Annotated in this window: 15 protein-coding genes and 1 pseudogene; 3 read left to right on the forward strand and 13 right to left on the reverse strand. The window is 31.6% G+C overall.

Annotated elements, in window-relative coordinates; all coding sequences use genetic code 11:
- Positions 1 to 100 precede the first annotated feature (100 nt).
- From HYG84_RS01130 to HYG84_RS01150, 5 genes are all read right to left on the reverse strand, one after another.
- Positions 101 to 1,894, reverse strand: a complete 1,794-nt coding sequence (locus HYG84_RS01130) for an oleate hydratase (protein WP_212379973.1) — start codon at positions 1,892 to 1,894, stop codon at positions 101 to 103.
- A gap of 304 nt (positions 1,895 to 2,198) precedes the next feature.
- Entirely contained in the window at positions 2,199 to 2,768 is a 570-nt protein-coding gene (locus tag HYG84_RS01135; protein ID WP_212379975.1) for a TetR/AcrR family transcriptional regulator, read from the reverse strand.
- Positions 2,769 to 2,895: 127 nt separating this feature from the next.
- Positions 2,896 to 3,141, reverse strand: coding sequence for a hypothetical protein (locus HYG84_RS01140; RefSeq protein WP_212379976.1), 246 nt, complete (start codon positions 3,139 to 3,141; stop codon positions 2,896 to 2,898).
- A gap of 117 nt (positions 3,142 to 3,258) precedes the next feature.
- Positions 3,259 to 3,999: a hypothetical protein gene (locus HYG84_RS01145; RefSeq protein ID WP_212379978.1), complete on the reverse strand. Its 741-nt coding sequence runs from the start codon at positions 3,997 to 3,999 to the stop codon at positions 3,259 to 3,261.
- A 14-nt stretch (positions 4,000 to 4,013) separates the two neighbouring features.
- Positions 4,014 to 4,352: a YcxB family protein gene (locus HYG84_RS01150; protein ID WP_249168688.1), complete on the reverse strand. Its 339-nt coding sequence runs from the start codon at positions 4,350 to 4,352 to the stop codon at positions 4,014 to 4,016.
- 556 nt (positions 4,353 to 4,908) lie between these two features.
- On the opposite strand from HYG84_RS01150, the gene HYG84_RS01155 reads away from it, so the two are divergent.
- Positions 4,909 to 7,185 (forward strand): hypothetical protein, encoded by a 2,277-nt coding sequence (locus tag HYG84_RS01155; RefSeq protein ID WP_212379982.1) that lies wholly within the window; start codon positions 4,909 to 4,911, stop codon positions 7,183 to 7,185.
- A 233-nt stretch (positions 7,186 to 7,418) separates the two neighbouring features.
- On the opposite strand, the gene HYG84_RS01160 is transcribed toward HYG84_RS01155, so the two are convergent.
- The 6 genes and pseudogenes from HYG84_RS01160 to HYG84_RS01190 form a co-directional block, all read right to left on the reverse strand.
- A complete protein-coding gene (locus HYG84_RS01160) occupies positions 7,419 to 8,609 on the reverse strand; it encodes a hypothetical protein (protein ID WP_212379984.1) in 1,191 nt (396 codons plus the stop codon).
- A gap of 11 nt (positions 8,610 to 8,620) precedes the next feature.
- Complete coding sequence (locus tag HYG84_RS01165) at positions 8,621 to 10,030, reverse strand: MBOAT family O-acyltransferase (RefSeq protein ID WP_212379985.1); 1,410 nt, start codon at positions 10,028 to 10,030, stop codon at positions 8,621 to 8,623.
- A 323-nt stretch (positions 10,031 to 10,353) separates the two neighbouring features.
- On the reverse strand, positions 10,354 to 10,989 hold the full coding sequence (locus HYG84_RS01170) for a hypothetical protein (RefSeq protein ID WP_212379987.1): 636 nt from the start codon (positions 10,987 to 10,989) through the stop codon (positions 10,354 to 10,356).
- A gap of 52 nt (positions 10,990 to 11,041) precedes the next feature.
- Positions 11,042 to 12,130, reverse strand: coding sequence for a DUF6709 family protein (locus HYG84_RS01175; RefSeq protein WP_212379989.1), 1,089 nt, complete (start codon positions 12,128 to 12,130; stop codon positions 11,042 to 11,044).
- Positions 12,131 to 12,278: 148 nt separating this feature from the next.
- Positions 12,279 to 12,650, reverse strand: a pseudogene (locus HYG84_RS20780) (serine hydrolase domain-containing protein).
- Between the two features lie 357 nt (positions 12,651 to 13,007).
- The gene (locus tag HYG84_RS01190) at positions 13,008 to 13,832 is read right to left on the reverse strand and encodes a MerR family transcriptional regulator (protein ID WP_212379992.1); all 825 of its coding nucleotides are present in this window, start codon (positions 13,830 to 13,832) and stop codon (positions 13,008 to 13,010) included.
- A gap of 149 nt (positions 13,833 to 13,981) precedes the next feature.
- Between HYG84_RS01190 and HYG84_RS01195 the strand changes: the two genes are divergently transcribed.
- Both HYG84_RS01195 and HYG84_RS01200 read left to right on the forward strand, forming a co-directional pair.
- A complete protein-coding gene (locus HYG84_RS01195) occupies positions 13,982 to 15,712 on the forward strand; it encodes an ABC transporter ATP-binding protein (protein ID WP_212379994.1) in 1,731 nt (576 codons plus the stop codon).
- Positions 15,709 to 17,463, forward strand: coding sequence for an ABC transporter ATP-binding protein (locus HYG84_RS01200; protein WP_212379996.1), 1,755 nt, complete (start codon positions 15,709 to 15,711; stop codon positions 17,461 to 17,463). Before HYG84_RS01195 ends, HYG84_RS01200 begins: the two co-directional genes overlap by 4 nt.
- On the opposite strand, the gene HYG84_RS20785 is transcribed toward HYG84_RS01200, so the two are convergent.
- Positions 17,455 to 17,541, reverse strand: a complete 87-nt coding sequence (locus HYG84_RS20785) for a hypothetical protein (RefSeq protein WP_442860801.1) — start codon at positions 17,539 to 17,541, stop codon at positions 17,455 to 17,457. The two genes, HYG84_RS01200 and HYG84_RS20785, sit on opposite strands and share 9 nt — an antisense overlap.
- Before the next feature lie 820 nt (positions 17,542 to 18,361).
- Positions 18,362 to 19,840: an Lsa family ABC-F type ribosomal protection protein gene (locus tag HYG84_RS01210; protein ID WP_212380000.1), complete on the reverse strand. Its 1,479-nt coding sequence runs from the start codon at positions 19,838 to 19,840 to the stop codon at positions 18,362 to 18,364.
- Positions 19,841 to 19,877 lie beyond the last annotated feature (37 nt).

The following is a 19,877-nucleotide window of genomic DNA, read 5'->3' on the forward strand; positions in this document are numbered from 1 at the left end:
ATATACCAAGTAGCAATATCAATAATAACTACATATAAATTGAAATCCCGATTTTTTAAAAATTCGGGATTTCAATCAAATTATCTAACTGTAAATGTCATTAAATAATTCCATATTCTTTTAATAGCTTTTCAACGTCTGTTCCTGCTACTTGTTTTAAAATTTTACGTTTAGTCATTGGTGGTAAATCAAGTTTTGGTTTTTCTCCATCTAATAGACATACACCTGCACTTAATAAATAACGGATATCATATCTTGAACCATATACCTCAGGAACTCCTCTTTCAACTCCAGTTAAAACATATACTGCTTCCATAGCTGTACGTCCTGAATATTCTATAGTAAATACGGTATCACGGCCTGGATCATCTAATGTTTCAGCAAATTGTCCAAGGAAAGCAAAGTTTACTCCATTCTTTGGTACAACATATGGACGATCTCCAGCTGCACGTGGCATAAATTGAGATGTAATAAATGGCATCATAACAGGAATTGCACTACATGATTCTGCTAATTCTTCAATTTTATCTGTAGGAACACCTATATGATATAACCATTCTTTTGTGATTTCCTTACCAGTACAATCTCTCATAGGTTTTTTAATATAATCTCCAGGAACATCAGAGAATAAACCATATACCCAAACAACAACGTCTTTTTCAGGTTGTCCATAATACTGTTCTTGACGGTTTATTGTCCAACTCATTAACCATGAAGAGTCAAGAGCTGTAACTATTCCGCCCGTTACAGTGCGTCCGCCGTATGGTGAACGTTTTGTAATCTTTTCAATGTACTCAGGAACACGTTCATCATGACAAGTTACTGTACAAGACTCCCAATTAGATTTTTCTGTATCTGTACAGAATTTATCTGGTCTTCCAAACTCATCTGATTGAGCCGCTATATTTCTCCATAATTTCCAGCATCCCTCTATCTCTCTATTAAATGGTGCAGGAGTATTGTCATCACCATATCCTGAGCTTTCAGTCATAGAACCATTAGTGATAAACACTAAGTCATTTTCTGTTAAATCAATAGAGACATCTTTTCCAGTTTTATCTGTTGCAACTATTTTCTTTGCAACCTTTTTATCATCTGAAATTAAGAATTCAACGTTATCAACAGTAACTCCATATTCAAATTTAGCACCATTGTCTTCTAAATATTTAACCATAGGTTTTACAAATGAAGTGTATTGATCATGTCTTGAAAATTGTAGTGCAGAAAGATTTGGTAATCCGTCAACATGGTGAATGAAACGATTCATATATAATTTCATCTCTAAAGCACTATGCCAGTTTTCAAAAGCGAACATTGTTCTCCAATATGTCCAGAAATCAGTGTTTAAAAGCTCTTCAGAAAAAACATCTTCCATAGTTTTATCTTCAAGTTCTTCATCTGGCATATTTACAAAAGCAGCTAATTCTTTTGCTAAATCTTGACCTAAATTGAATTTTCCATTGTCATAACGCTCACCTTGATTTTTAGTGATACGGCAATTACTAAAGTTTGGATCATCATAGTTTGTATAGAAAAAATGATCTAAAACAGTCATATTAGGATCTTCTGTAGATGGTAATGAGCTAAATAAATCCCATAAAACCTCAAAATGGTGACCCATTTCACGTCCACCACGTGCTACATAACCCATATTCTGACGAACTTGACCGTCTAAAGATCCACCTGGAATGTCTAATTGCTCTAAGAAAGTAATCTTGCTACCATCCATATGAGCATCACGAATTAAAAAACAACCAGCAGCTAAAGCACCAATTCCAGTACCGATTAAATAAGCTTTTTTATCTTCAATTCCTTTAGGCTTTCTTGCATTTACTAAAGCATGATAACTTCCATTTGTAAGGGTAAGTCTATCATCATGTGTTTTTAATTTCATTATTATCTCCCTCTTTCTTAATTTTTTAATAGTCTTCTAAAGAATACTATTATATTTAGAGTTATTTTATGTTCACTCTATTAGCATGCCAATATGGTGTAATAAATAATAAGTCCTCCTTTAACTTTGTGAATACTTATTATCTGTAAGATTTGTATAAATCTATAATATAGTTTTCTTATGTCCTTTTCATTAGATAAACAAACTGCGGTGTTCGAAATTCGAACACCGCAGTTAATTTGTCTAATTTTTAGGCATTGAGATTAAAATGCCTGATAAAAAAGAAATCTCCTATTGCTTTTTACTAGATATCATTTAAACCAGCACTTCGTTTAAGGGATAACTCAATGTTCCCATCGAAAAGATACCCGATTCGTCTAACGATAGTATCAGGATCTTCCTTCATTCCGGAAGCAATCCAGCGTAGTACCATTTCAGTGAGAGCGCACTGATAAAAGGAAGCAATTAGTTTTTTATCTCTCGAAGAAGCTGAGATACCATCGCTTACTTTTTCAACATACCGGATCATGACATTTCCTGATACATTGTATATATAGTTCACTAATTCTTCTCTTTGCATCGAATTATATACATGATAAATGGCTGTTTTGTTTTCTAAAGCAAATTTAGCAGCCACAATAAAGCTCTCTTCCCATGAGAGTGTATCATTATATTCATCAATGACTGTCTGAAGCTCTGTTTGAAACAGCTCTGACAGAAGTGCATATACATCTGTGTAGTAATAATAAAAAGTATTTCTGTTGATCTCACATGCTGTAGCAATATCCTTAACTGTGATTTTATTAAGTGGACGCTCATTCAGCATCCTTATGAATACCTCACGAATCATTTTTCTGGTATATTGCTGTGCCAAGTCGCCACCTCCTTAACCCCTTGTATGTATTTAAAATTATAACACATGGTAAGTTATTTGCAAATGATCCATCATCATATGATTTATTTTACTGGCTTTTCATAAATATAGATTCTATATAAGCTTGCTAAAACCATTGTGGGTTTTCTTCAATAAAGGTTAAACATTGCTCCAGATCATCTTCTTTCAAGTTATACCATTGTGGTTCATAAGGTGATAAAACATCTACTACTGAATTCGTTCCTATTATACAAAAATGCTCTAAATTTTCTCCCTCAACTCCACAATTATCTTTTTTAATAAAATCTACGTATTTAGAATCTTTGATTTTAAAGAATATCAATCTGTTATCATTACCATATACATAGAACATAAATCAGTATACTTAGCTGGATACCATCTCTATAAATTATAATTCTCATTGAATTTCGTATACATTTTAACAACTCCTACTAATTATATCTTATCTTTATTGCTTTATTCCTTGGTTTTACAATTTCCAATCACTATATATACTCCATTTTTTATTTCGATTATTGTATTCTAGAACAGCCTCGGTATTCGTAAAATGCTCTTTTCTTTTAAATACTTCAAATATTTTGTCGTAATTATAGTTTCTTCCAAGTTCATAAATTCTTACTCCAGTTCTATGATTCCAAAAATAAGTATTTTCAAAGTCAAATAAGATTCCATTTTCTGAATTAATAAAGATATAGTCAATTATTTCATCAGGTATAGGTTCTATGTGCCTTTTTCTTCCCTTAAGTGCTTTTAAAATTTTACCATGAACCACATTCTTATAGCTTTGAATATTTTTTATAAATATCTTAGTCCAATAATCATCGTCATGAGCCATATATAAATAATCATTGCTCATCCAGTTTATATGTGCATCATATAATGGCTCAAACTTGTGTTTTAAATATAATAATTCTGCTAATTGAAGCTTAGTTATATTATCCAATGTGTTCATATTTTTATAGTCAATCCAGCAAAAATCACCGTAGCTATAAACGTTATCATCTATCAAATCTTTCATATTTTCTTTATCTGCATAATCAAATTTAATATCACTATGATATTTCCCATCACCAAAGCATCCATTTAACAGTAGAATATTATCTGGTTTGTTCTCTATAAATTCCATAAATTCAGAAAACGTTGCGCCACACGAAAATATTTGATTGTTTTTAAAATCACTTACTACATAATAAAAATGTCTGCATCTCATCTAATTACCTCCAGTTAATTGCAATAATAAGTTTTCTTAAATCTGTTTTCAAACTTTGGTATAATGAAGCTTTTAAATTTCTCTATATCTTTAACATCCTTTTTGCGAACTAATGAGGCTTGATTAACGTTTAAGTAAAAGATAAAATAATCTTTGCTTTCTAAGAGCTGAAAAAACTGCTCGTATCTCAACTCCCCTTTTGAATTAAGTGATTCATTCCCAAAAACAACTTTATCATCATAGAATTCCAATACAGCTACACTTCCAAAGGTACCTGTTTTATCTGTAGATACTCGTTGTTTATTTTTTCTTTCTACCCTAAAGTAAATTACAATAATTATTAAAATGAACATTATAGCCCACATTATAATAATAGTTTGTTTTCATATTTAGTTCAAAAACTGGACATTAGTCAAATCTAGCATCACCAATATAGATTGCTCTAATCTTTTTCATCTAATATCATCTCCTTTTAGGACTCGCTTTTAACTTATATATATTATATAATCTCTCTATCAACCCATCAAGCTATTACTCCATCTATCTCCTTAACTTCTCTGATTTCGACCCAAATTTTACCCGCAAACAACTATATGTTATGGCCAAATCCTATTTTTTCTCCTCCGAACCACAATACGGCATCAGAATTATTTATTTGATTAGTTTTTAACTTTATCAAAAATGGAGAAACTCTAGTTCTAAATAATAAGTTGATATGTGAATCATTCTGTGCTAATATGAGAAAGTTGAAATTTAGGTAAGTTTAAAGGCAATAATCTCGAAATCAATGTTGAAGATTTTGATAAAATCATTAATGTTGCAAGGGTTATCGCCTCGGCTATCATGTTAACTTCATATTGACTCCATTAGGTTGTCTTATGGAAATTACTTTAAGGGAGGAATATTAAATTGCAAAAAGGTTGGAAGACTATCTTTAAATATACATTGAATTTAATTTTAGCAATGTGTCTGGTTTTAGGCATGCCAATTTCAAAATCGGAGGCCACTTCTGATAGAACCGAAGGCAAAAAGACCATTATATTGATATTGGATGAGGTCAGCTTAGAAGAAATACTTAATAGCGATACTCCAAATATCGACCTGTTGCTGGAAAATGGGGCTATGGGCTTTATGAATACACGGGCAAGGTCGAGTTTATCCAATAGAGGCAGCACTTATCTTAGCTTAGGCATGGGTGTAAGAACTTTGGCATCAACTCAAGGCGGATTAGCCTTTGAAAGGAACAAAATGTATCCTCTGTCAGACTATAACTTAGTACCGGAATATGTTACTGTCAGCGACCTTTATAAATTATATACAGGCAAAACCCCTCCAGATGGTGAGATAATAAATGTTGCCATTGGAGATATAGAGAGAACTGCTTTAGATATCACCCCTAATAATCAGGTTGGGCTTCTGGGCAAAATAGCTAGGGAAAAAGGTCTTGTAATTGGGGTTGCAGGAAATAGTGATTTAAATACATCGTCCAGAGAAGTCACCATGTTGGCTATGGATGAAAATGGTGTAATTCCTTTTGGTTCCGTAGACTCTGATTTATTAACTGCTGATGCTGATGTTTTTGGGGGAATCAAGATAAATCAAGAAAGGCTCTTAGAGGAGGTAGAACGCATTTTACCCCATGTCGATATGTTGTTTATAGATTATGGCGATACTGCAAGGATACAGAAAACCGACCGATTGACTACAGTTTCTGTTAGGGAAGAACAAAAAATTAAAGCTATTGAGCGGGCTGATTCATTCCTTGGTCAGGTTATCAATGAAGTCGACCTGGGAAAAACCTTATTTATGGTCATAACTCCTAATCCTTCAAGGGAAATGGTTAATCAAGGCAACTTTGCCTTAACTCCTATCATTATGTCAGGTGCTAACACCGAAAAAGGATTGCTAACCTCAAATACAACTCGCAGGGAAGGATTGGTCACCAATTTTGACTTTGGACCTACTATCCTTAATTTTTTTGGTATTGCTGAATCTAAAAGTTTTATTGGAGAACCAATGCAAGCAGTAAGCAATGAAAATCCTACACAAGTTCTGCTTAGCAATCAAGCGCAAATTTTATATTTGAGGAATTATCGAAGTGTTTTTCACCGGTCTTTTATTATTTTGGTAGGTATAACTTTAGTTGGATTTTACTTGCCACGATTTACAAAATGGAATGGATTGCCCGCTAAGATTCTTAATTATCTAAGCCTGACAGTAATAGCAATACCTTTAACGATGATGACTGTCTCACTGTTTGGCTATAAATCCATAATTTTTGATCTTCTTTATGTCTTTGGTGGTGCCTTTCTTATAGCCTATATTTTAAATAAAATCTTTAGACAAAATTTAATGACTATGGCTATTTTGGGATTGGCAACCAGCGTATTACTGTTGATAGATATTTATTTTGTGGAAAAGTTGATGATTATTTCTCCTTTAGGATCTGATGCTATTGCAGGCGGCAGGTTTTACGGCATAGGTAATGATTATATGGGTATATTGCTGGGTTCTACTTTATTAGGCGTTTTTTCATTGTTTCATCTATATAAAATTAGCAAGCCCATTATGGCTGTATCTATAACTTCTTATATGTTTTTGGTGATAGTGGCCCTTAGCCCTTTCTTCGGAGCTAATATGGGTGGAACATTGTCCGCCATGTTGATTGCTTCATTAACTTTACTGACAATCTTCGATAAAAAGTTTTCCCTTAAAAAGATAACGATTATAGTTATTGGAGTTATTGTGGGAATTATTCTGCTAGCCACATTGGATGCTTTATTTAATCCAAATCCCACTCATGCGGGAAAAGCATTGGAGTCTTTAATAACAGGTGGATTGGGTAAATTTTTTGAGATAATTAATTCCAAACTAGGGCAAGTCTTTTGGAATTTAATTCATGCTTCATGGAATGTCATTTTATTTTTACAAGCCATTTTAATGGTTTTATTATATAGATATAAAAGTGAAATTTTAATGAAAATCCGTGAAAGCTATCCGAATTTATTTAAAGGATTTGCTGTGATTCTATTAGGCGGGATAGCTATTTTCTTATTTAATGATACGGGCACAATAGCGGCTGCTTTGATACTAATCTATTTATTTATACCCTTAGGAATGTTGGTAAATAAGGACAATTTAAAAAAGAGAGTTAAGTTGCAAGAAGATGGTTCCTATATTCTATAGGAACCATCTTTTTTAGGTTTCATTGATAACGCGGACTTGTATAATGACTCCCCTGGGCAGAATAGATGAAGGCTTGTACATTTAACTTAATTCTTCAAAACCCTTGATATAAGGCTATTTATTCCCTATCAACACAACTGCCTCAACATGGGTTATGGCGAGAAGATTATACTAATACGCCGAAGTATAGAGTTTTGTATATTAATATCCCACCTTAGACCCATATTAAAGTTTTATTGTCTCTGCTCTCTCATTGTCTTTATCATCATTTTAAAATCTGTATTATTATACATAAATATAACTATATGTGCATCACTTTCCCTTATAATATCATCAATAGTCATATCTAAATCCTTGATATATCTAGGGTCTACTAATTGAACTTCTTCAAATATATCAGCAAATAACCATGATGTAGGGGCTTGATAACTATCTCTAAAGATAATAACTTTTTTATTAGTTAAAGCCTCCTCATTTCTTATCTTCAAGATAGAACAAGCATTACCAAACATATATGCACCACCATATAGTATCTCTTCTTTATTTCTATCTCTAGCAACAAAATCTTCTTCTTTTCCCTTCACATCCATAGTTCCATTAAATTTAAAATACTCATAATTTTGCTTGTTTTTCATATGAACATATGGTATTACCTCATCTTCTTTTACTAACTTATTAAGATTTTTGTTATAGCTTCCTAGAAAATATCCTTTATCAAACATAGTTGTAATATATTCATCCCAAGGTTTATTATCTAATATATTCATTTTTTCAATAATATATTTAAAACCTTCAAATGCACCTATACCATTCCAGTGATGGTCTGTTTTAAAATATAGTTTCTCTCTTTCTTGTTCAGTGAATTCTTTAAAAAAATGTTCATCTACATCTATAAATTTAGTTTTTTCTGTATCAATATATTTCTTAAACCTATTTTTATTATTTATTGAGTTTTCCAATCCTCCAGTGTACTTTGGATATAAATGAGATAACATACTCTCTTTATGAGGAGTAGATACATAATAGATCTCTTTATTTGTTTCTATTCCTATTTGAGCTAATTCATTTATATCATTAGCCAAATCTTCTAGTTCTTCATCTGATATTACCTTTGATGGAGTTGGCATAATCCAATTATCATCTAATAAATAATAATTTCTAATTTTATTATTTCCTAAAACAAGATTTGCCTCTGTATATATCATAGAAAGCTCTTCCCTAAATGGAAATTGATCAGAAAAATAAGATTCAAATTTACTAGTATATACACCTTTCTTTATATCTTCTACAGTTGGTTTTTGTTGTAATGTTCTATTTTCTGAAGCACTAACTACTCTATCTTTGCTTATTATGTTAATAATAAATGTTCCCATAATCATTATTACAAATGGTATGGTTATCCACTTAGCTTTATTATTATTCATATCATATCCCCCTAAAATCTAAAATATAAAAACGGATTATAGGTTGAACTTATCAGTATCACAACAATTGAAAACATTAATGTTACTAAAAATATAGAATGTAAACAGTATGCCAGATTGTTTTCCACTAACCTCCTATTTCTCATTTCTATTGTATTTTTTACCTTCGATACTATAGGTGTTGCAAATAGGATAGCTAAAATAACCATATAACCTGAACTATTTATATATATCAAGAATGAATTATTGTATAATAAGTTATTTCTACCTATTAAAATCTTTAAAAACTCAATTGCTTGGATTATGTTTTCAGCTCTAAATAACACCCAACCTACCATAACTATAAGTAATAGATATATATGTCTAAATATCCTAGGAAGCTTGTCCAGTATTTTTCCAAAGAATGCCTTTTCAATAGCTATTAGCATTCCATAGTATAATCCCCATACAATAAATGTCCAATTAGCTCCGTGCCATATACCTGTTAAAGACCAAACTACAAATAAATTCCTATATTGCTTTATTGGATTAACCCTGTTACCTCCCAAAGGTATATATACATAGTCTCTAAACCAGGTACCTAAAGATATATGCCATCTTCTCCAAAACTCTGATACAGACTGAGAAATATAAGGATAATTAAAGTTTTCCAGAAAATCAAATCCGAACATTTTTCCAAGTCCTATTGCCATATCACTATATCCACTAAAATCAAAATATATTTGAAGTGTATAACATATGATTCCAAGCCACGCTTCCATGGTTGATAAATCTGATATTTGAGAATTAAAAACTCCATCAGCTATAAGTCCAAGCTGATTGGAAAATATAACCTTCTTTGCTAAACCAATTATAAATCTATCTACTCCCAATGCAAATTTATTTAATGAGTGTTCCCTATTATTTATCTGCTCATCTACAGTCTGGTATCGCACTATAGGACCTGCTACCAACTGAGGAAATAAACTCAAATATAATGCTAAATCAAAAATATTTTTTTGAACTCTTCCTTCCCTTCTATAGACATCAATTACATAACTCATTATTTGGAACGTAAAAAATGATATTCCTAATGGCAAGGCTATTTGGGGAATATCTAAATTAATTTTCATTATAGAATTAATATTAGCTATAAGGAAATTTGCATATTTAAAGATAACTAAAATTCCTAGATTAAATATAATTGAAAATATTAGCCATAACCTCTTTGATTGACTATTCGTAGATACTTTAATGCCAAAAATGTAATTTATGAATATTGATATTATCATCAAAAATATATACTTTGGTTCTCCCCAAGCATAAAAAAACAAACTAGATAATAACAGTATATAATTTTTAAATTTATTATTTGAAACATAATAAATTGTTAAAACTATTGGCAAAAATAAAAATAAAAATACCAAACTACTAAATACCATTATGTGTTATTCTCCTATCTTAAACTTTTTAACGTTAAACCTATATCATGTTAACATAATACCTTTAAATTTACAATTATTAAGTTTAAACAGGATTTATTTATTTCTGCGTAATAGTTTACTTTTGCGTATACAATAGACCCCCCATAACAAAAATTCCCCCAAGCACAAGCCCAAGGGAACAAAAATACACCTATTTAAATAAATTTTAACTTTATTTGTTATGATCATTATAAAGGTATTGATGCAGTAAAAAATACTATTATTTGAGGTATGAAAATGGGGTATTCTTTCGTATTTTAAATATCTCTTGACGAGGGATACTAATAATTATAGTGGGCTATCTCGATCTCTACTGAATTCACTTGATGAGTTTCATAATCAAAAGCAAAGGAAAGCCTGTTGTTTCCTAATCGATAAGCTTTTATTCCAACACTTCCATCAGGATTTTTAAACTCCTGATGGTCAGTTGTAATATCCAGCAACTTTTCATCAACCTCAGAAACAGTTAGACCATTATAGTTCTCACCATTAATTAAGGTATTGCTGTTGTCATATTCGTACTGGTAGGGTAAAGAAATAAATGACACGGTAACTTGATTAATCAAGCATTCTTCAAAATACATGGTTTGGTTCATTAGGGGATTTAAGAACTCAAATTTGCAGTATAACTTATTATCTCCGCCCATATAGCCCTCTAAAGAATAGCTTCTTGAAGGCATAACCTTACCTTCAATCCCTTCCTCTAAACGTTTATCTAAGGCAACAACATATCCCGCATCTTGTATGTCCTTTAATCGTGTATCTCCTACAACTAATTGAAAGTCACCATAATCTATTATTACATCTATTGGGTCAGCTGCTTCTGACTCCTTTTCCAGTTCATTGCTACAACCTGAAAGTATTAAGAGAATCACAAGAAAAATTAGTATATATTTTATTCCGTTTTTACACTGCATAAAGTAACACCCCTGTTTTTCTAATATTTATTATCTATATCCATATCAAGGCTTACTCTTGAGCTGTTGAATGGTATTTCATACCTAAAAATGTATCAAAGTCTTTTTGAAAGCATTTTTCAAGCTCACGACTATATCCAATAACCATATGATTATGAATGTCATTGTATATTTGCAGTATCTGATCAGCTTCAGCATCTTTTTTAACATTTAAACTTGTATATCTCTTATTGATATCAAATAATTTAATACTTATAGATCTATTGAACCCTCCCCCTTTTTGTATTACTGTGTGTTCACTGCGGTAGGCCCATATAGTATCATTATTGTCCACTAATTGGGCTGCCGCACCGTCTAAATAAAAAGTCCATCTACTTCCTACCCATATCTTTTTGCCTACTGGTATGGCTGTAGAAAAATCAGTCTCAAGTTCTTTAAAGCTTATTGACGGATTATTATCAATGTATTTTAATATATTTTTCTGATAAGAACCACTGAAAGCTTTTATTAGTGTATAAATAGCAAATAATACTAAACCGATGGATGTAATTCCTAAAAGAACAACAGCATCCTCATTTAATTTACCAATATATCCTTGTTTTAAAACATAGGGAATAGCAAATCCATTTATTTCTTCTGTTGTATAGCCAAGATATTCCATAAATCTAACAAAATAACGGTATTCCTCATCATCCATCTTTTGAAGTGTTCCTTTGACTTCAAGGGAGGAAGTAGGATATTCAATTTTTTTGTCCAACCAATCATAGGTTTCGTCCACTATCTTATTTGCCAATTCAATGTCTGATTTGGAAATGGAAACCCCCATTAGATTCTCATCATTTGTAGGGATTACATAGTCGGATCTTATGGTGGTTGAAATATTGGTTTTCTTATCAGTAGAGGAGGTATCCATATAGGCGCCAGGTGATAGATTCATTTCTGCTGTTACATATTGATTATTATAGTCGACAACACTGATATCCTCCAACGGAGTAGGTCCCTGAATTAATTTAATAGGTGCAAAATCAGAGTAAACAAGATATACGATAATAAGAGTAAAAATAATAACTGTTCTAAGTAAAGCTATGTTTTTCCCTTTCTTATTGAATAATGATAACATTTGAGATTCATAAATTTCCATAAAAGTGCCTCCAATCCATATTATTAGATAATAAATATTATATATATCTCTCTACATTATTGTATATACTACTAAAGTCTTGTTTTTGATGGATTGAATAAAAATTAACAATATCAAGCATGTTTAAAAATATTTAAAAATCCAAAAATCAATAACATACTAACGGTGTTTTTTCAGGATATAGGTATAAAGATATTTTTTTCATATACTCTGCAAACGAAAGACGTGAAACCCTTTCAATAATAAGAGCAGGCATTACATAACCCGTATTACTATATTCCACACGCTCGTTAGGCTTGAATAACTGTTCTGGTTTATACTTAATAAGTAGTTCAAATAAGTATTGATTCACTGCTATTTTGGATTTATTCCAGTGACATGCGAATAAATCTAAATAATCGGGTAATCCAGAAGTGTGATTCAATAATTGCCTTACTGTAATTCCTTTATAAGGAATATCAGGCAACCATTTTTATATAGGGTCATCAAGTGAAAGTTTGTTAGTCTGTACTAACAACATTATACCCAAAGCAGTTATCGGTTTTGAAACTGATTCAAGATTAAATATTGAATTATCAGAAATATTAAATTGTATTCTGTTGCCTCATTACAGCCAATCGCTTTATAAAAAGCCTATGATTCTTCCGACGAATGAGTCGATATAGGCAAATCCAGCAAGTATATTGACATAAAACGCACTAAATACTACACCTCCCGTTTTAATAGTACTGTGTAAATATTTTATCAATTACTCATATTCAGTCAGGTCTCACTATTCTGTAAAGGCAATATCTTTTAATACCCACTCATTGTTTTCCTTGCGCCAACATTTTTTCATATCTTGATAACGGTTAATCAGTATAGTTGTAAAGGAAAGTTATTCTAACATTTCAACCAATATTAAAGTAACATAATCATCTCGATTCTTTGTACCAATCTCAAAAATAAGATACTCTTCATAAGCGTGTTTGCCTAGTTTAATCTGATGTTTTGTGGCATATTCAATAATCTTGGTATACATTTCACTGATATTTTGATAACTACCTTTATAATAAACTTGAAGATACCAACCTTCTCTACGTACTAAAGTGGCATCTTTGCCATGGACGTTTTCACCTTTAGTATATAAATAAGAAAAACTATTAAATCTTTTCTTAAGAATATTATCAATAGTAAGAGCTCCCCCTAGAAAATCAATCATACTGGCATTACTACTTTTACGAAAAGCAATTAGGGAAGAAATAAAATCAGGATAAGAATTATCTGTACCCCTATCAATTAATGAACTTCGTAGAGCATATACCTCTTTATGATAAGCTAATTCAATTTTATTATATTCTAAAGTTAAGGCTTCTTCCGTTAAATTTTTTAAAGCATCAATTTCATGTTTAATTTGCTCTAGCCTAACAAGCTCTTTGACAACTTCATTTGATTTTTGATCTAGTAAAGAAATTAAAGCATTTGGATTTCGCTTATCCATAAACTCTTTAATTTCTTTCAAAGGCATACCTAATCTTTTTAAAGCAGCAATGATAGAAAAGGTATCATATTGACGAAATGAGTAATATCGATAACCATTTTCTTTAATGATTTCAGGTTGAAATAATCCTATTTGGTCATAATGAAATAAAATATGTTTTGGAATACCACAAAGTTTAGCAAATTCACCAGTGGTTAAATATTCGTTTTTACTATTAGACATAATTAACCTCCCTAGAACTCTTAGTGTTTTATGAATTATTTTTCTTGACTATAAGATAATCTTATAGTTTATAATAGTTCAAGTGTCCCTTAAAGTCAAAGAATCTGGAAATATATTATTAAAGTCATATTATTCAATGGAGGTTATTTATGAAGTTAATATTAAAATATCTTAAAAGATATCCCAAATTAATTCTACTAAATACCTTGGGCATATTTAGCTTTGTTTCTGTTCAGTTAGGTATCCCTACAATCATGGCAGCAATGATTGACAAAGGTATTGGTAATAGTGATATAGGTTATGTTAAAAAAATGGGAATAATCATGCTACTTGTAAGTATTATCGGTGGTGCAGGAACGATTTTGATTACTTATGCTTCTTCAAGAATTTCAACGTATATGATTCGTGATATTCGAAATGATGTTTTTGCACAATCACAGAAGTTCTCCCATACAGAATATAATAAATTTGGTGTATCATCCATGATCACCCGTACAACTAGCGATGCATTTCAGCTAATGTTATTCTCAAACTTGCTTTTCAGAACAGCATTATTAGCACCGATTATGATTTTTATCAGTGTATTTATGACCATAAGAACAAGTTTAAGCCTATCTTTAATTATTGGAGCAAGTTTTCCATTTATTATATTAGGTGTCATTATCGTTGCTAAAGTGACCAATCCCATTTCTGATGCGCAGCAAAAAGGATTGGATCGTTTAAATAGGATTTCAAGAGAGAATTTATTGGGCATTAGAGTTATTAGGGCATTTAGAAAAAGTGATTATGAAGCAGAACGCTTTGCAGGAATCAATGAAATATATGCCGCTAATTCAAAGAAATTGTTCAAGATCATTTCTTTCTCACAACCAGCATTTTTCTTCTTGTTACATTTGTCCATGCTGGCAGTGTTTTGGGTTTCTACCATTATGATTGATAAAGGGACTTTACAAGTGGGTCAATTAGTTGCCTTCTTAGATTATCAATTCCATGCACTGTTCTCAGTTATGCTATTTTCTATGGTATTTGTAATGTACCCAAGAGCAAGGGTTTCTGCAAATCGTATCCAGGAAATATTAGGTGAAGAGCCATCTATAACAAGCCTTAAGAATGGTGTAAAAGAAACAAAAGGTAAAGCAAAAGTAGAGTTTGATCACGTTACATTTCAGTATCCTGATGGTGAGCTTCCTGTCATAAAGGATGTATCCTTTACAGCAAATCAAGGAGAAACCATTGCTTTTATTGGGAGTACGGGAAGTGGCAAAAGTACATTAATCAATTTAATTCCAAGGTTTTATGACGTTACAAAAGGCACTATAAAAGTAAATGATGTGGATATTCGAGATTATGATATGGATGTACTTCGTAAAAGGATTGGGTTTATTCCACAAAAAGCATTTTTGTTCCATGGAACCATCGAAGAGAATTTGAAGTTTGGTAATTCAGATGCAACCTTAGAAGAAATGAAACATGCAATCGAAATAGCTCAGGCAAAAGAATTTATAGAAAATAAGCCAGACAAATTACAAGAATATATCAGCGAAGGTGCTAAAAACTTTTCTGGAGGACAAAAGCAAAGAATTTCAATAGCAAGGGCACTGATTCGAAAACCAGAAATCTATATCTTTGATGATAGTTTTTCAGCTCTTGATTATAAAACAGATGCTATGTTGCGAGAAGCTTTACGAAAAGAAACAAAAGAATCTATTGTATTTATTGTAGCACAAAGAATTAGTACCATAATGAATGCAGATAAAATAATAGTTCTAAACGAGGGTGAAGTCGTAGGAATTGGAACCCACAAGGAATTATTGAAAACATGTAGTGTTTATTATGAAATTGCAGATTCACAATTAAGAAAGGAGGAATTAGAGCAATGAAAAAATTATACCCTTATATAAAGCCCTATTTGAAATTTTTTATCGCTTCAATTCTTCTTTTAATTATATATGCAGGCTTTCTAGCAGCGGCACCAATGATAGAAGGTTTAATTACAACGAGATTAAAAGATGATGTTTCTAATATTTCCAACAACGTTCCCGGTGCAGCCATTAGCTTTTCTTATATTCTAGGGATTTTAAAAATATTGCTTGTGATTTATATCGGAAATATCACTTGTAATTTTCTATCCCAATACTTTTTAACCATTGGGATACAGAATTCTATGCGTGATTTAAGAAATGAAGTTCAAAAGAAAATCACAAGACTTCCAATTCGTTATTTTGATAAGCGTACCGTGGGGGATATCTTAAGTATTATATCTAATGATATAGATACAATATCAAATGCCTTGCAGCAATCTTTATCTAGAATATTAAGTGCTATTTTATCCGTCACATTAGCCGTGATCTTAATGTTCTATATCAATCCTATTATGGCTGTAATGGCTGTTTTAATTCTTCCAGGCAGTGCTTTTATTATGAGATTTATTATGAAGCGTTCTTCTATTATGTTTAGAAATCAACAGCGTGCCTTAGGAACTTTAAATGGCTATATTCAAGAAAGATATACAGGATTAACAGAGATTAAATTATATGGCAAACAAGAAGAATCCATTGAGCAATTTAAAAGGATTAATAATAATCTTTGTGAGAATGGATTCAAAGCACAGTTTATATCAGGCCTTATGTCACCATTAATATCCTTTATCACTTATATTGCAATGGTAGCAGTTATTTTTGTAGGGACAACCTTCGTAATTTCTGGTGCCATAACCGTTGGACAGCTTCAAGCATTTGTGCGTTATATGTGGCAGTTAAATGAGCCTCTTGAGCAAGTAACGCAATTATCATCTTCCATTCAATCTGCGATTGCAGCTTCAGGAAGAGTTTTTGATTTTCTTGAAGCAGAGGATGAAATACCAGAGATAGCAAATCCTCGTAGCATTGAAGATTTAAAAGGAAATGTTACATTTGAAAATGTGTCCTTTGGCTATACAAAGGATAATACATTAATTGAGAACTTAAATCTCGATGTTAAAAGTGGACAAATGGTAGCTATTGTAGGACCCACAGGTGCTGGAAAAACAACACTGATCAACCTTTTAATGCGTTTCTATGATGTAAATAGTGGTGCAATTAAGGTGGATGGTGTAAATATCAAAGATATGAAGAGGGACGATCTTCGTTCTATTTTCGGAATGGTTCTACAGGATACTTGGCTGTTTAACGGAAGTATTGCCGATAATATCAAGTACGGCAACGATACTGCAGCTCGAGAAGATATTATCAGTGCAGCTAAAATAGCCAATGTGAATCACTTTATTAAGACACAGCCAGATGGCTATGATATGGTCCTCAATGAAGAGTCTTCTAATATATCTGCTGGAGAAAAGCAGCTATTAACCATAGCAAGAGCGTTCTTGGCAGATCCAGCTATTTTAATTCTTGATGAGGCAACAAGTTCAGTAGATACAAGGCTTGAGTCAATGTTACAAACTGCCATGAAAAATATTATGAAAGGCAGAACAAGCTTTGTTATTGCTCACCGCCTTTCTACAATTAGAAATGCAGATTTAATCCTTGTTATGAATAATGGCTCCATTGTTGAGCAAGGTACTCATGATGAGTTAATGATGAAGAAGGGTTTTTATGAGAATTTGTATATGAGTCAATTTCAGAAACTAGCATAAAATAGATATCTTATTAAATGGACCTAGATTAAAATTATTAGATACTATCGAAGCAAGACCATCTATGGATTTTCTCATATCAGTCTTGCTATAAGCAATGTATATCAATATGAAATTTAAAAATTACGCAAAAAAAATGCCAAGCTGAAAAAGGAACTGGATATGCTAAAAAAGGGTCAAAAATGGTGCTTTTTCACTGATTTTTGACCCTTAATTTACACTAGAACCACTAATTCTCGTGGTTAAACTTTACTTATTGCTCTTGTCACCACAATACGTCATCAGAATTATACTCTCAACGTGCCTTGAGGTGACAATAAAGATACCATCAAGACCTAGTTATCCCTTGGCCGCAGAGTGTTTTTCTGAAAAATTATTTGTAAACGCCATTCTTTAATTTTTTTACTGTCCAACTTTTATAAATTAATTTCAATTTATCATTGTTGTTTTCTCATTAAATATCTTCATCTTCAACAACCAATATTTTATTCATCCCATACCTCCATCTGTATTCTTACAAGCTTAATTAGAGTTAACATTGGTAAGATATAATCATAAATAGCAGTATTAAGGTTTGCTATTTCCATTTCAAGTATGCCTTACAAGTAAAATCTTTTGTATTTACACATCTAGTTTTATTATAACTGCAAAATTAATAAAGCAAAATAAATATTAATCTTTAGTCTTGCATAAAAGTTCACCCATCTTAACCAAAAAGTCCCTCAAATCTAAAGTTTGAGGGACATACAACACTCTTGAATATTTAATTAAAAATCTTCAAAATCTTTAAAATGAGACTATTTCTTTACTCAATAATTCATTTTCATAACACAACTGTCCGCAAGCAGCACCAATTTCAGAACCAAATTGTGTTCTAATAGTTACACTATTTCTACCTTTACAATTTTATTGTTTTTGTTGCAACATTTTCACAAAATGCACTATCATGCTCAACAAACAAAATTGTAGGTTCATGTTCAATTAACAATTTCTCAATCTGCATACGAGAAATGACATCAATAAAGTTCAATGGTTCATCCCAAATATACAAATGTGCCTGCTCACACAAACTTTTAGCAAGCAATACCTTTTTCTTCTGTCCTCCACTAAAATCCTCGATATTCTTTTCAAACTGTTCTCTTGAAAAATCAAGTTTTCTAAGCATCGATTTAAATAAACTCTCGTCAATACAGTGTTTATCTGCATACTCAGATAAGTTACCATATAAATCTGAAGTATCTTGTGAAACATAGGAAATGATCAACTTATCATTCTTTCTTACAATTCCACTATGGGGGATGTCTTCTCCATAAATTAATTTCAATATACTTGATTTTCCGCTGCCATTCTTTCCTTGAATAGCAATTTTTTCACCTTGCTCTATAGTGAAGCTTACTCCTTCACAGACAATTCTATCATCATATTCAATTGCAACATCTGTAAGTTCTACAAGCTTTTTATCATGGAAAGTAAGCGGTACTATTTTTAAACTTTCATTAGATTCAATATTTTTAAGAAGCTTTGATTTTTCCTCAATCATGTTTTGTTGTCTAGCTTCTATATTTTTAGCACGCTTCATCATTTTTGCAGCTTTATGTCCAACATATCCTTTATCTAATTTGCTCCCAGAATTAGTAGTTCCATACTTGCTGCTTTCAACACTATCTGACCACGTAGATGTACGTTTTGCCGAGCTGGAAAGTCTGTTAATATCCTTTTTCAATTTTTCGTTTTCTGCTAGTTCAAAACCATCTTGTAATTCTTTGTTTCTCCACCATGAAGAAAAATTTCCTTTTTGTATTTCAATATTAGTTTTATTAATAGACAAGATATGGTCAACACAATTATCCAAAAAAGACCTATCATGTGAAATCAGAATAAATCCTTTCTTTTTTTTCAAGTAATTACTTAGTTTTTGCCTAGCTTCAGCATCCAAATGATTGGTAGGCTCATCAATAAGCAAGAAGGAGTTCTCCTTCAAAAACATAGCAGCCAACAATGCTTTGGTCTGCTCTCCTTTAGATAGTGTATAAAACTCCCTATATAAAGCATCGTAGTCCATATCTAATAAAGATAATTCTTTTACTATTTCCCAATCCATTGAATTTGGACTAATCTCCCTTATGATATCTATGGTGAAATTGCTTTGCTCCTGCACCTCATAAGGAAAATATTCAAAAATCATATCAGCTGAAATGCTTCCATTATATTCGTATTTCCCAAGCAAAAGATTTAAAAAAGTAGTCTTTCCTCTTCCGTTTCTTCCAGTAAAGCCTAATTTCCAATCGGTATCAATTTGAAAACTTACATTTTCAAAAATATTATCATAGCTACTTTCATAAGCAAAGGTTAGGTCTGTAACATTTATTAAAGACATATTTTTGTCCTCCTCTGTATTTAATAGTATAAATAAC

Origin of the sequence: Alkaliphilus sp. B6464 (assembly GCF_018141165.1) — a bacterium.
In the GTDB taxonomy this organism is placed as follows: Bacteria; Bacillota; Clostridia; order Peptostreptococcales; family Natronincolaceae; genus Alkaliphilus_B.